This window comes from Xanthobacter autotrophicus (assembly GCF_005871085.1).
Taxonomy (GTDB): Bacteria; Pseudomonadota; Alphaproteobacteria; order Rhizobiales; family Xanthobacteraceae; genus Xanthobacter; species Xanthobacter autotrophicus.
Genome location: NZ_VAUP01000015.1, coordinates 139,138 through 152,145, shown reverse-complemented (window position 1 = coordinate 152,145; position 13,008 = coordinate 139,138). Strand labels below are relative to the sequence as shown.

Here is a 13,008-nt window from a genome sequence, read left to right as displayed (position 1 = left end):
CGCCTCGCGCGAAATTCGCGCACGGATTTTCTCGGAGGGGGACACTAGGCCCCGCCCGCGGCGAAAACAAGGACATCGGCGGGGTCAACCACAAGCCCCACCTCGTCGCCCTTGCGCGCGGCGCCTGCATCCCGAAGGCGGATCAGAAGCGGGCGATCCAGACCGTCCACGATCACTTCCACGAGATCAAGCTCGCCCAGGAAGCGCCGCTCCACCACCCGGCCGGCGATGCCGAGGCCGGGGGGGGCGAGCGCGATGCCCTGCGGGCGCACCGCCACCACCACCTCGCCCTCCCGCTGCCCGGCCGAGGCGGGAAAGCGGCCAAGCGGGGTGTCGACCTGCCCATCCAGCGCCACCGCCTCCATCTCATTGAGCTCGCAGAAGAAGCGGGCGACGCCGAGGTCCGCAGGGCGGCGATACAGCTCCGCCGGCGGGCCAAGCTGCACCAGCTCGCCCTTGCGCAACAGCGCGATGCGGTCAGCGAGCCGCATGGCCTCTTCCGGATCGTGGGTGACGATGATGGCTGTGGCCTTCGCATCGCGCAGCACCGCCAGCGTATCGGCGCGGACCTGGTCGCGCAGCCGCTTGTCGAGGCCGGAGAAGGGCTCGTCGAGCAACAGGATGCCGGGGCGCGGCGCCATGGCGCGGGCCAGCGCGATGCGCTGCTGCTGGCCACCGGAGAGTTCGTGGGGATAAGCGTCGGCAAGGTCGGCGAGGTCCACGCGGGCCAGCGCGAGGCGGGCTTCCCGCTCGGCCTCGGCCCGCTTCAGGCCGCCGAGGCCGAACAGCACGTTCTCCAGATTGGTGAGGTGGGGAAACAGCGCATAGTCCTGGAACACCAGCCCCACGCCCCGCCGCTCCGGCGGCACGAAGGCGCCCTGCCCGGCCACCGGCTCGCCGTCGATGAGGATGCGGCCCCGGTCCGGCCGCTCGATGCCAGCGGCAAGGCGCAGCAGCGAGGTCTTGCCGCAGCCCGACTGGCCGAGCAGGCACAACACCTCCCCCGGCTTCACGGCAAGGCTCACGCCCTTCACGGCGGGCACACCGCCGTAGGAGAGTTCTACGGCATCGAAGGCAAGGCCCTTGGCGATGGCGGCAGGCGTGCGGCTACGCACAGGGTTGGTCTCCACGATGTCGTCGATCAGCACCGAAACTGTTCCTCTCAGGCCTCGTCGGGCGTGTCCGAGTCGTCCTCGTCTGGGGGTGGGGAAAGGGCAAAGTCGAGGGCCTCGGGCTCCAGCGCCTCCTCGTCCTCCCTGAGAGAAGGATCATCGGAAGGCAGCGGCATGGCGAAGCCCGCCGCCAAACGCCCGTCTATGAGGCCGGCGCCCTTCATCTCGTCGATGCCTGGCAGGTCCTGCACGGCGTCGAGGCCGAACTGGACCAGGAAAGCCGGCGTGGTGCCGTAGGTCACAGGGCGGCCGGGGGCCTTGCGGCGGCCGCGCAGGCGCACCCATCCCGTCTCCAACAGCACGTCCAGCGTGCCCTTTGAGGTAGAGACGCCCCGGATTTCCTCGATTTCCGCCCGGGTCACCGGCTGGTGATAGGCGACGATGGCCAGCACCTCGATGGCGGCGCGCGACAGCTTGCGCGCCTCCGGCAAAGGACCCGCGACCACGCGGGCGAGATCCGGCGCGGTGCCCAGCATCCAACCGCCGGCGGCTTTCATGACGTTGACGCCGCGTCGTGCATAATCGGCCGTCAACGCCTCCATCAGCGCGCCGAGGTCGGCCTCCTTGGACAGATGGGGCTTCAGCGCGCGCGCCTCCACCGGCCCTGAAGAGGTGAAGAGCAGCGCCTCGATCACACGCAGGTCGCGCGCAAACGCAAAGGCGCGCTCATCCTCCGGACGCACGTCGAACAGGTCGATGCGCGGTGCGGGCCGGTTCATATCTCCTCTCCGGGCGCCGGATGCGGCGCCTCAAGCGGCAATACAGGCTCCGCCGGGCGCGACCGCAGCCACAGTGGGGCGAAGGGGGCATCCTGCCGGATGTCCAGCATGCCTTCGCGCACCATTTCCAGGCTGGCGGAAAAGCTCGACGCGAGCGCGGTCGCCCGCTGCTCGGGCTCAGCCATATAATCTAGCAGGAATTGGTCGAGCCGCATCCATTCGCCGACGGCGTCAGCCCCCAGCAACCGTTCGAGGCGGGAGCGTGCCTCTGCCAGAGACCAGACCGCCCGCGTCTTGAGGGTGACATGGGACAGCACGTGGGTCTGCCGCTGGCGGGCGTAGGCCGACAGCAGATCATAGAGCGTGGCGGTCCACACGGTATAAAGCGGCTCTTCCGAGGCGGGCGGCACCGCGCGGGCGAACATGTCCCGGCCCATCTGGGGACGCGCCATCAGCTCGTGCGCCGCTTTGCGGATGCGCTCCAGGTGCCGCAGGCGCCGGGTGAAGGCTGCGGCCAACTCCTCGGCGCTTGGCCCGTCCTCCTGCGGCGGGGCCGGCAGCAGCAGGCGGGATTTCAGGTAGGCGAGCCAGGCCGCCATCACCAGATAGTCGGCGGCCAGCTCCAGCCGGCCGCGCCGGGCTTCCTCGATGAAGGTGAGATACTGGTCCGCCAACGCCAGGATGGAGATGCGGGTGAGGTCCACCTTCTGGGTGCGGGCGAGGGCGAGCAGCAGGTCGAGGGGACCCTCGAAGCCGTCCACATCCACCATGAAGGCCTCGCCGGACCCCGGCTCGACGCGGTCGGCGCCTGCCTCGAAGGGGTCCGGTGCGGCCTCGCCCGCCATAGTCAGGCGACCTGCCGGATGTGCGCTGCCACGGCCTCGCGCAGCGCCGCCGCGTCCACCTCCGCCGGGGTCTGGCGCAGGGCGAGGGCGCGTTCCGCCCGTTCCAGCGCCACCCCGGAGAGCTGCGGCGACACGCCGGCCACGATGGCCATCTCGTCCAGGCGGCCGTTGCAGTGGAGCAGCAGGTCGCAGCCGGCGGAAAGCGCGTCGCGGCCACGGGTCGCCATGTCGCCGGCCAGCGCGCCCATGGAGAGGTCGTCGCTCATGAGCAGGCCGGTAAATCCGATGCTGCCACGGATCACCTCGTCCATCACCTTCGGCGAGGTGGTGGCGGGGCGCTCCGGGTCGATGTCGGCGTAGACCACGTGGGCAGTCATGCCCAAGGGCAGGTCGGCGAGCAGGCGGAAGGCGGCGAAGTCAGCCGCTTCCAGCTCGGCGCGGGGGGCGATGACCACGGGCAACCGTTCATGGCTGTCGGCCGGGGCGCGGCCATGGCCGGGAATGTGCTTGAGCACCGGCAACACGCCGCCTTCCAGCAGCCCCATCGCCGCCGCGCGGGCGAGCGCCGCCACCGGCTCGGGTTCGGTGCCATAGGCACGATTGCCGATGATGCCGTGGCCATCCGGGTGGCGCAGGTCGGCGCAGGGCAGACAGTCCACATCGATGCCGAGGGCATAAAGGTCGGCGGCGATGGCGCGGGAATTGAGCCGCACCGCCTCCAGCGCCGCCACGGGGTCGCTCAGGTAGAGCGCGCCGAACGGCTCGGCCGGCGGGTATTCCGGCCAGTGGGGCGGACGCAGGCGCTGTACGCGCCCGCCTTCCTGGTCGATCAGCACCGGCGCCTGCCAGCCCACCGCCGCGCGCAAATCCGCAACGAGGGCGCGGACCTGGTCCGGCGTCTCCACGTTGCGCGCGAACAGGATGAAGCCCCAAGGCGCGGCATCCGCGAAGAAGGCGCGCTCGTCTTGGGTCAGGTGCGGACCGGCGCAGCCGGCGATGAAGGCGCGGGAGGTCATATGCTGGGCCTATAAGCGGGGGGAAGCGCCGTCAAGTTCGGGAAGGCGCGCCGGCACCACGCCCCTCCCCGTCCGCCATGCCCGAAACCGGGCACCGGACATGAAAACGGCCGGGCAAGCCCGGCCGTCATCAGGAGAATTTCGGGTCGGCTCAGAGGCCGGCCACGTAGCGGCTCGGGTCCACGGCGGTGGAGCCCTTGCGGATCTCGAAGTGCAGCTGCGGCGAGTTGACGTTGCCGCTCTGGCCGGCCTTGGCGATGATCTGGCCGCGCCGCACGGTGTCGCCGCGCTTCACGCTCAGCTCGCTGTTGTGGGCATAGGCGGTGACGTAGCCGTCCGCATGCTTAACCAGCACCAGGTTGCCGTAGCCCTTCAGCTCGTTGCCGGCATAGGCCACCGTACCGTCTTCCGCCGCGCGCACGCCGGTGCCTTCCGGCACGGCGAAGTTCACGCCGTCGTTATGGGCGCCGCCCGGCTTGGGACCAAAGGAGGCGATGACGCGGCCGCGCACCGGGGCGCGGAACTGGGGACCGGAGCCGGAAGCGCGGGGGCCGTCGTCCGCGTCGTCGGCGGGAGTCACCTTGGCAGCGGTTTCCACCTTGGGCTCGGGCGCGGAGGACTTGGCCACCGGCTGCGTCGGTGCCGCCGCGAGCTTGGGGGCAGACGCAGGCTTGGCGGCAGCGGTCGCCGTCGGCGTCGGCGTCGGCGTCGGCGTCGGCGCCGCCGCGGGCGGCGTCAGGTTCTGCGACAGCACCGGAGCGGTGGTCAGCGGCTTGGCTGCCACTGTCGCCGGCTGGCTGGCGGGCTTGCCCGGCACGCTCAGCGTGTTGGGCGCGGTAGCCACCTGAAGCGGCTTTGCGGCCAGCGCCGGCTGGGCCACTGCCTGGGCGGCATGGGTCTGGGAGGCGCCGTTGCCGCCCGGGGGAATGACGAGGGTCTGGCCGGTGCGCACGGTATTGCCCGGCGCGATGTTGTTGGCCGCGCCGAGCGCCGCCGACGACACGCCATACATGCGGGCGACGGAGGCCAGCGTCTCGCCCCCCACCACCACGTGGGTTCCCGGCACCGCCGGGCGCGCCGAGGCGGTCACCGGAGCCGTTGCGCCGTAGCCAGCAGCACCATAACCCGACGCGCCATAAAGCGGCTGGGCCGCGCCGGATGAAGCATAAGATGAGGGCTGAATGCCCGGGCCGGCCTGGCCGGGGGGCGGCAGCGGAACCGAATCCACTCGACCCGACGGCGCCGCGCCGAGGGAGCCGGTGACATCTCCGCCGCCGGCCTGGCCCTGGTAGCCACCCCCATAGCCGGCGTTCGCCTGCTGCTGGGGCGGAGCTGTGAAGCCATCCGTCAGGAACCGGGTCGAGTCCGAACTGCACCCGGCGACCGTACCGGACACAAGCCCGATCAACGCCAGTCGCGCGAAGACATTACGCCCGTGAGTCTCGCTGGAAATACGCATGTGATCGAACTCGCACGCAACGAAATACATGCGCCAATTAAGGGTCCCATGCGTAAACGGCGGCTTAAGTGAGCCCCAGCCGGCGCACGGCCATCCACGTTTCACCTGGCCCGTTGCCCGGAAGCAACACCGGCGGGCGGGCGCGCACCGCCGGATCAGGACAGGATCAGTGGGCGGCCGGGGCCGTTACCACGTTGGCGCCGCTCGTGGCGGTTTCGGTCACCGAATTACCCAGCTTGTTCACGTGCTGGCCGTAATGGGCACGGGTATTCTCGTCCAGCACCGCCACCGGCGCGGCGATGACGAGGCCGGCGGCCGTGCCCACCGTGGAGGCGGCGCCCGAGGTCATCTGGATGATGTGCTCACCCACGCCGACGCGGGAATCCGTCATGGTCTGGCCCTCGGCAAGGCGGGCGCCGATGGCCTGCACCACCTGTGGACTGGCGGCAAACTTGCCGTGGGCCAACGCGTCGTCGGTCTTCAGCTTGGTGAGGTCGATAACGTTGATGTTGTTGCGCTCGAACTCGGAGCGATAGGGCTCCAGCTCCGGATTGACCGCGCCCACACGCGGCACATCGCCCCACACCTGCTTGGAGAGCGCCAGCGCCTTGTCGTCCTGCGAGACGAACAGGGTGAAGGCCGGCCGGTCCGGGCCGATCTCGTTGAAGAAGGAGGCGAACACGTCCACGTCCACGTCGGGCGCGGCGAGCATCACATATTTGATCTTGGGCAGGATGCGGCCGTTGCGGATGGCCATCTGCCGCAGCGCCTCCAGCGTCACGACATTGCCCATGGAGTGGGCGAGGATGGAAATCTCCCCCACGTTCGGGTCCTTCGCCATGAAGGTGAGGAGCCGCTCCAGAGCATCGCGCGAAACCGAGGTGCTCTCCCGGTCATAGCCATAGGCGAGCAGGCTGCCGCGCGACGGCCAGGTGAACAGCACCGGCGTCACCGGGGCGTTGGAATCGTGGACGATCTGGGCGAAGCGGAACACCGCATCGTCGAAGCGCTGGTTGAAGCCGTGGACGAACACCAGCGCCTGCCGGTTGGGCGTGCGGCGGATGCGCTCGTGGAACCACTTGATGGCCTGTTCCTGGGTCAGTTCATCGAGTTGGGTGGTGACGAAGTCGGTGGCCGGATTGCCGGGGACGGACTTCGGCCACTGGACATCGCCGGGCTTGCGCGCGGCGGTCGGCGGAATCGAGACGGTGACCTCCGCGAAGCTCGACTTGCGCGAGCGCTCGCCGCTGAAGATGTCCGGCCCGTTGTCGCGCTCGCGGACGGTGGCGACCACCATGTTCACGCGGGAGGTGCCCGGCACGTCGTCCGGCACCGGGATGAGCACGCCCGACGGCCGGCCACCGCAGCCCGAAAGGGCGCCGAGCAGCATTGCGCACGCCAGAACCCGCCACACTCGGCGCGACACGACAACCGCCACGGTGTTCATCCCCCGAAACGAAACGTTAAGGTTCGATAGCTGACCGGACCCCGGGCGGCAACCGCAGCGCAGCGTAGACGGGACCAATGGGGCGCCGGCATGGCGCTTTCCATCAAAGTGTGGCCGCAGCGCCCGGAATGAGCGGTACGAACCGCACCTTCATGAGTTCGGTGCGGGTCCGCCCGGATTGCTCCTTCACGTAGCGCACGAGGGTCTGGATCTCTTCCGGCGCCCCGAGCGGCATCACGATGACGCCGCCGAACTTGAGCTGGTCGATCAGGGCGAAGGGAATGTCGGGCGCGGCCGCAGTGACAAGTATGCGGTCGAAGGGGGCGCGGGCGGGCATGCCTTGGGTGCCGTCGCCCACATAGGCGGTGACATTGCGCAGGCCCAGCACCTCGAACCGCGCCTGCGCCTCCGCCACCAGCGACCGGTAGCGATCCACCGTGACTACCCGCGCAGCGAGGTGGGAGAGTACGGCCGCGTGGTAGCCTGATCCCGTCCCTACTTCCAACACCGTATGATCGGCGGTGAGCGACAGGGCCTCCGTCATGGCGGCAACGAGGCTGGGCTGGGACATGGTCTGACCGCAGGCGATGGGCAGGGCCACGTCGTCATAGGCATGCCGGCGCAAGGCAGGGTCCACGAACAGGGGGCGCGGCACCAGCTCCATGGCGCGCAGCACACCCACGTCCCGAATCCCCCGCTGCCGCAGGCCGAGGATGAAGGCCATGCGTTCCGCCTGTTCGCCTTCGCTCTCGCCGGTGCTCATGCGGGACACTCATCGCTGAGGGTTGAATGTTGATAGATATAGGAGATCGCTTGTGACCTCCAGTTGAAGCGGAGCAGGAGCGGCTTGCACGGCGCAGGCGAACAGGACACCTTCCGCCGCCATGCGCCCGGATGCCCTCCTCCCCCTGTTCGCGCCGCTCACCAGCCTGCCCGGCATCGGGCCCAAGCTGGTGCGGCCCTATGGCCGGCTGCTCGGGCGGGAGATGCCGCGCGTCCTCGACCTTCTGTTCCACATGCCGTCCGGCTTCGTGGACCGGCGCGCCCGCCCCACCATCGCCGAGGCCCTTCCCGAGACCGACGTGACGCTGGAGGTCCGGGTGGACGCCCACCAGTCCCCGCCCCCCGGCAGCCGCGCGCCCCACCGCACCTATGTGTCCGACGCCTCCGGCGACATGGTGGTGGTGCATTTCAAGATGGATCCGACGCGGCTCGAACACATGCTGCCCGTGGGGCAAACCCGCTGGCTGTGCGGCCGCATCTCGCTCTACGACGGCATGCGGCAGATGACCCATCCCGACCGGGTGCTCGATGCCGCCGGCCTCGCCAAGCTGCCGGCGGTGGAGCAGGTCTACCCGCTGGTGGAGGGGCTGGCCGCCGGCCATGTGCGCCGCGCCATCGAGGCCGCGCTCCAGCGCGTGCCCGAGCTTCCCGAATGGATCCCGGCGGACCTCCTTGCCGAGCGCGGTTGGCCCGGCTTCCGGGAAGCGCTGGCACGGGTCCACCGCCCGGCCAATCCCCATGAGGCGACCCCGGCCGGCGGGCCGTGGCGGCGGCTCGCCTTCGACGAGTTGTTCGCCCACCAGATCACCCTCGCCCTGCTGCGGGCGCAGGAGGAGAAGGCCGGCGGCCGCTCGACCGTGGGCGACGGGCACATCTCCGCACAGCTCCTCGCCGCCCTGCCCTTCCGCCTGACCGGTGGACAGGAGCAGGCGGTGGCGGCCATCCGCGCGGATCTTGCCGCCGATACGCGCATGCTGCGCCTGCTGCAGGGCGACGTGGGCTCCGGCAAGACCGTGGTGGCGCTGATGGCCGCCGCCACCGTGGCCGAGGCCGGCCGCCAGACCGCCCTCATGGCACCCACGGAAATCCTCGCCCGCCAGCATCACGAGACCATCGCGCCTTTGGCCGAGGCGGCGGGCCTGTCGGTCAGCGTGCTGACCGGGCGGGAGAAGGGACGCGCCCGCACCGCCGTGCTCACCGAGTTGCAGCACGGCCGCACCGACATGGTCATCGGCACCCATGCCCTGATCCAGGACGACGTGATCTTCCGCGACCTCGCGTTGGTGGTGGTGGACGAGCAGCACCGCTTCGGCGTGGAGCAGCGCCTGACGCTGGCCCGCAAGGGGGAGGCGGTGGACATGCTGGTGATGACCGCCACCCCCATCCCGCGCACCCTGGTGCTCACCCTGTTCGGCGACATGGATTCGAGCGAGCTGCGCGAGAAGCCGCCGGGCCGGCAAGCCATCGACACCCGCGCCATCCCCCTCGACCGGCTGGACGAGGTGGTGGCGGCCGCCGGCCGCGCCCTGTCTTCCGGCGCGCGAGCCTATTGGATCTGCCCTTTGGTGGAAGAGACCGACACCTCGGACCTCGCCGCCGCCACCGAGCGGTTCGAGGTGCTGAAATCCATCTTTGGCGACAAGGTGGGGCTGGTGCATGGCCGCATGTCCGGGGCCGCTAAGGACGAGGCCATGGCCCGCTTCGCTTCGGGCGAGACCCGGCTGCTGGTGGCCACCACCGTCATCGAGGTGGGGGTGAACGTGCCCGAGGCCACCGTCATGGTGATCGAGCACGCGGAACGCTTCGGCCTCGCCCAGCTCCACCAGTTGCGCGGGCGGGTGGGGCGCGGCGACAAGCCCTCCGTCTGCCTTCTGCTCTATCGCGCGCCGCTGGGCGAGACGGCAAAGGCGCGCCTCGCCATCCTGCGCGAGAGCCAGGACGGCTTCCGCCTCGCCGAGGAGGACCTGCGCCTGCGCGGGGAAGGCGATGTGCTGGGCACAAGGCAAAGCGGCATGCCCGGCTTCCGTACCGCGCGGCTCGAATTCCATTCCGGCGAGGTGGAGGCGGCACGCGCTGCCGCAGCCCAGCGCGTCAAGGCCGATCCGGACCTCGCGGCACCGGAGGCCGGTCCGCTCCACACCCTGCTGCACCTGGTTGAGCGCGACGGGGCCATGCGCTTGCTCTCGGCGGGATGAGGGACCATGGTCCGGCCATGATGCCTGATCCAGACACCTCCGGCCGACCGCCGCCCGCTGGCCTGCCGCATCGCTCGGAAAGCGAGCAACTGGCGGCGCGCCGTTGGTCTCGCGCGGCCATTTACCAGAAGCTGCTGTTCGCGGCGGGCCTCGTCTTTCTGGTCATCGGCGCCATCGGCATGGTGGTGCCCATGCTGCCGGGAACGGTGTTCCTGATCCTCGCCGCCTGGTGCTTCACGCGCTCCTCGCCGCGCTTCGAGGCGTGGCTGTTAAACCACCGTTATCTCGGCCCCGGCGTGGTGCGCTGGCGCGATACCGGCGCTATTCCGCCGCTAGTGAAGCTGTTCGCCTTGTCGAGCTTCGTCGGCACCTTCACCGGCTCGTGGTATTTCGGTGCACCCACACCGGTGCTGGTGGTACTGGGGCTGATATTCATCGCCCTTGCGGTATTCATCGCGAGCCGGCCGAACCGGTGAGGCCTTGTACTTCGGGTTCCGATGAGACAAGACGGCCCAACGCCGCCACGGTGGCCGCATCGCGGGGTGAAGTCCGGATCGCCGCGACGAAGTCCAAGAGAGATACCCTATGTCTTCGTCACGTGAAGTGTTCCGTCGCCAGCTCGATCAGAAGGATCCCAGGCGTCACCGGAAGGACACCCACGCGGAAGACCACCTCAACGCCACGTCGACGGAACTTGCGGGCAAGCACCGCCCCATGGCGATCTTCGCTTTTGATCACATCGGCCACGCCATCAACGTCCACGGCACCTACGAGAAGGACGAGCTGGAGACCCTGTTTGCCTGGCTCCATCAGGCCGCGCCCTCTCTCTTCACGGGCACTGCGCTCGATATCGGCGCGAACATCGGCAATCATGCGCTGTTCTTCGCCGACCACTTCCGCGACGTGATCGCCTTCGAGCCCAACCCGCGCGTCTTCGCCCTGCTGCGCCTCAATGCGGAACTGGCGCCCAACATCTCCTGCCGCGACTACGGACTTTCGGTCCAGGAGCAGCAATTGGGGTTCCGCATCAATCCCTCGAACATCGGCGCATCCCACATCGTGTCTCATGCGGACGAGGCGACCACGACCATCCATCTGCGACCGCTCGACGCCGAGTTCGCGGCGCGGCGGGACATCACCTTCATGAAGGTGGACGTGGAGGGGCACGAGTTCGAGGCCCTCTCAGGCGCACGGCAGGTGATCGCCAGCAATCAGCCGGTGATCTTCTTCGAGCAGCAGGAGAGCGAGATCGAGAACGGCACTTCGGCCACCATCGAGCTGCTGCGCTCGCTTGGCTACCGCACCTTCGCGATGATGGTGCGGGAGACGGACCGGCGCCGCTTCAAGACACGTCTCGCCCGCAACCTGTACCGCATCTACTTCAACACGGTGCGTGGCTGGCGGGAGAAGATCCAATACGCGATCGTGCTCACCGACCACTTCGACAAACGCTTCCACCCCGGCGTGATCGCCTTGCCCGACCACCTCGGCATCCGCTGAGGTCGGCGTCGGCCGCGAACCGCCGACGCGGGCGCCTTATTCCACCGTCACCGACTTGGCGAGGTTGCGTGGCTGGTCCACGTCCGTGCCCATGATGACCGCCGTGTGGTAAGCGATCAGCTGCACCGGGATGGAATAGACCATCGGGCACACGGTGGACGGCATTTCCGGCAGGATCAGCTTCTGCACCGCGCCCACGTCCACCGCCGCCGCGCCCAAGGGGTCGGTGACGAGGATGATGCGGCCGCCGCGCGCCGCCACCTCCTCCATGTTGGAGACGGTCTTGTCGAAGATGCGGTCGTGGGGGGCGATGACCACCACCGGCATCTTCTCGTCGATGAGGGCGATGGGGCCGTGCTTCAACTCGCCGCCGGCATAGCCCTCGGCGTGGATGTAGGAAATTTCCTTGAGCTTCAGCGCGCCCTCAAGGGCCAGCGGGTAGTTGGTGCCGCGGCCGAGATAGAGCACGTCGCGGGCCTTGGCGAGGGTGCGGGCGAGCACCTCGATCTCGGGCGAGAGCTTCAACGCCTCGGTCATCAGGCGCGGCACTTCCATGAAGGCGCGCACCAGCTTGTGCTCGTCGGCCTCCTCCAGCACACCCTTGGCTCGGCCAAACGCCACCGCGAGGCAGGCGAGGGTCGCCAGTTGGCAGGTGAAGGCCTTGGTGGAGGCCACCCCGATCTCCGGGCCGGCCAGGATGGGCAGCACCACATCCGCCTCGCGGGCGATGGTGGAGGTGGGCACGTTCACCACGGCCACCACCTTCTGCCCGCACTCCTTGGCGTAGCGCAGAGAGGCAAGGGTATCCGCCGTCTCGCCCGACTGGGAGATGACGATGGTGATGCCGTCCGGGGTCAGCGGCGTCTCGCGGTAGCGGAATTCGGAGGCGATGTCGGTAGAGACCGGCACTCGTCCGAACCGCTCGAACCAGTATTCGGCCACCGCACCGGCATAGAGCGCCGTGCCGCAGGCGGTGATGGAGATGTTGGTCACCGCCTTCGGATCAAACGGCAGCTCGGGCAGGCTCACGGTCTCGGCGGCAAGGTCGAGATAATGGCCGAAGGTGTGGGAGATGACCTCCGGCTGCTCGTAGATTTCCTTCGCCATGAAGTGGCGGTGGTTGCCCTTGTCCACCAGCATGGCACCGGCGGGCACCTTCTGGATGGTGCGCTCCACCAGCCGCCCGGTCTCGTCGCGGATTTCCACCCCCTCGCGGGTGAGGACGGCCCAGTCGCCCTCCTCCAGATAGGCGATGGTGTCCGTGAACGGGCCGAGCGCGATGGCGTCCGAGCCGAGGAACATTTCCCCCTTGCCGTAGCCGATGGCCAGCGGCGAGCCGCGGCGGGCGCCGATCAGAAGGTCGGTCTTGCCGTCGAACAGGAAGGCGAGGGCGAACGCACCCTTCAGGCGCGGCAGCACGGCGGCCACCGCCGCCACCGGCTCGCGGCCGGCGAGCAGTTCGCGGTCCACCAGCTGGGCGACGATCTCGGTGTCGGTGTCGCTCTTGAAGCTGACGCCCTGGGCTTCCAGCTCCTGCTTCAGCTCGCGGAAATTCTCGATGATGCCGTTGTGCACCACCGCCACGCGCTTGGTGCCGTGGGGATGGGCATTGCGCTCGGAGGGCTTGCCGTGGGTGGCCCAGCGGGTGTGGCCGATGCCCGAATGGCCGTTCAGCGGATGCTTGTCGAGCTTGGTTTCCAGGTGCCTCAGCTTGCCTTCGGCCCGGCACACCTCCAGGTGGCCGTTCTCGAGGGTCGCGATGCCGGTGGAATCATAGCCGCGATATTCGAGACGGCGGAGCGCCTCCACCACCTTGTCCGCGACAGCGCCCTTCCCGAGAATGCCGACGATGCCGCACATGCACAAAAGCTC

11 protein-coding genes are annotated in these 13,008 nt (G+C 69.1%); 3 read left to right on the top strand and 8 right to left on the bottom strand.

Annotated features, from left to right (window positions below; genetic code table 11):
- Positions 1–44: 44 nt before the first annotated feature.
- The 7 genes from FBQ73_RS05395 to FBQ73_RS05365 form a co-directional block, all read right to left on the bottom strand.
- Positions 45–1,142: an ABC transporter ATP-binding protein gene (locus FBQ73_RS05395; RefSeq protein WP_392567224.1), complete on the bottom strand. Its 1,098-nt coding sequence runs from the start codon at positions 1,140–1,142 to the stop codon at positions 45–47.
- 20 nt (positions 1,143–1,162) lie between these two features.
- The gene (scpB, locus tag FBQ73_RS05390) at positions 1,163–1,891 is read right to left on the bottom strand and encodes an SMC-Scp complex subunit ScpB (RefSeq protein WP_138398474.1); all 729 of its coding nucleotides are present in this window, start codon (positions 1,889–1,891) and stop codon (positions 1,163–1,165) included.
- Positions 1,888–2,736 carry a segregation and condensation protein A gene (locus tag FBQ73_RS05385; RefSeq protein WP_138398473.1) on the bottom strand — a complete coding sequence of 283 codons (849 nt, stop codon included), beginning with the start codon at positions 2,734–2,736 and terminating at the stop codon, positions 1,888–1,890. The genes scpB and FBQ73_RS05385 overlap by 4 nt, the downstream gene beginning before the upstream one ends.
- 2 nt (positions 2,737–2,738) lie before the next feature.
- Positions 2,739–3,752 (bottom strand): beta-N-acetylhexosaminidase, encoded by a 1,014-nt coding sequence (nagZ, locus tag FBQ73_RS05380; RefSeq protein WP_138398472.1) that lies wholly within the window; start codon positions 3,750–3,752, stop codon positions 2,739–2,741.
- Between the two features lie 151 nt (positions 3,753–3,903).
- The gene (locus FBQ73_RS05375; protein WP_138398471.1) at positions 3,904–5,211 is read right to left on the bottom strand and encodes a M23 family metallopeptidase; all 1,308 of its coding nucleotides are present in this window, start codon (positions 5,209–5,211) and stop codon (positions 3,904–3,906) included.
- Positions 5,212–5,377: 166 nt separating this feature from the next.
- The gene (locus FBQ73_RS05370; protein WP_246089583.1) at positions 5,378–6,658 is read right to left on the bottom strand and encodes an alpha/beta hydrolase; all 1,281 of its coding nucleotides are present in this window, start codon (positions 6,656–6,658) and stop codon (positions 5,378–5,380) included.
- A gap of 103 nt (positions 6,659–6,761) precedes the next feature.
- Positions 6,762–7,421, bottom strand: a complete 660-nt coding sequence (locus FBQ73_RS05365) for a protein-L-isoaspartate(D-aspartate) O-methyltransferase (protein ID WP_138398469.1) — start codon at positions 7,419–7,421, stop codon at positions 6,762–6,764.
- 121 nt (positions 7,422–7,542) lie between these two features.
- Here FBQ73_RS05365 and recG point away from each other — a divergent pair, with 121 nt between their 5' ends.
- The 3 genes from recG (at position 7,543) to FBQ73_RS05350 (ending at position 11,136) form a co-directional block, all read left to right on the top strand.
- Entirely contained in the window at positions 7,543–9,636 is a 2,094-nt protein-coding gene (recG, locus tag FBQ73_RS05360; protein ID WP_138398468.1) for an ATP-dependent DNA helicase RecG, read from the top strand.
- A 17-nt stretch (positions 9,637–9,653) separates the two neighbouring features.
- Entirely contained in the window at positions 9,654–10,112 is a 459-nt protein-coding gene (locus FBQ73_RS05355; RefSeq protein WP_246089582.1) for a YbaN family protein, read from the top strand.
- 109 nt (positions 10,113–10,221) lie between these two features.
- Positions 10,222–11,136: an FkbM family methyltransferase gene (locus tag FBQ73_RS05350; RefSeq protein WP_138398466.1), complete on the top strand. Its 915-nt coding sequence runs from the start codon at positions 10,222–10,224 to the stop codon at positions 11,134–11,136.
- Between the two features lie 36 nt (positions 11,137–11,172).
- Here the strand turns inward: FBQ73_RS05350 and glmS are convergent, their stop codons facing one another.
- A complete protein-coding gene (gene glmS / locus FBQ73_RS05345; RefSeq protein WP_138398465.1) occupies positions 11,173–12,996 on the bottom strand; it encodes a glutamine--fructose-6-phosphate transaminase (isomerizing) in 1,824 nt (607 codons plus the stop codon).
- Positions 12,997–13,008: the final 12 nt, after the last annotated feature.

Excerpts from the sequence above, each read along its gene's own strand:
- scpB (WP_138398474.1), bottom strand. The coding sequence starts at position 1,891 with ATGAACCGGCCCGCACCGCGCATCGACCTGTTCGACGTGCGTCCGGAG.
- FBQ73_RS05385 (WP_138398473.1), bottom strand. The coding sequence starts at position 2,736 with ATGGCGGGCGAGGCCGCACCGGACCCCTTCGAGGCAGGCGCCGACCGC.
- nagZ (WP_138398472.1), bottom strand. The coding sequence starts at position 3,752 with ATGACCTCCCGCGCCTTCATCGCCGGCTGCGCCGGTCCGCACCTGACC.
- FBQ73_RS05375 (WP_138398471.1), bottom strand. The coding sequence starts at position 5,211 with ATGCGTATTTCCAGCGAGACTCACGGGCGTAATGTCTTCGCGCGACTG.
- FBQ73_RS05370 (WP_246089583.1), bottom strand. The coding sequence starts at position 6,658 with ATGAACACCGTGGCGGTTGTCGTGTCGCGCCGAGTGTGGCGGGTTCTG.
- FBQ73_RS05365 (WP_138398469.1), bottom strand. The coding sequence starts at position 7,421 with ATGAGCACCGGCGAGAGCGAAGGCGAACAGGCGGAACGCATGGCCTTC.
- recG (WP_138398468.1), top strand. The coding sequence starts at position 7,543 with ATGCGCCCGGATGCCCTCCTCCCCCTGTTCGCGCCGCTCACCAGCCTG.
- FBQ73_RS05355 (WP_246089582.1), top strand. The coding sequence starts at position 9,654 with ATGATGCCTGATCCAGACACCTCCGGCCGACCGCCGCCCGCTGGCCTG.
- FBQ73_RS05350 (WP_138398466.1), top strand. The coding sequence starts at position 10,222 with ATGTCTTCGTCACGTGAAGTGTTCCGTCGCCAGCTCGATCAGAAGGAT.
- glmS (WP_138398465.1), bottom strand. The coding sequence starts at position 12,996 with ATGTGCGGCATCGTCGGCATTCTCGGGAAGGGCGCTGTCGCGGACAAG.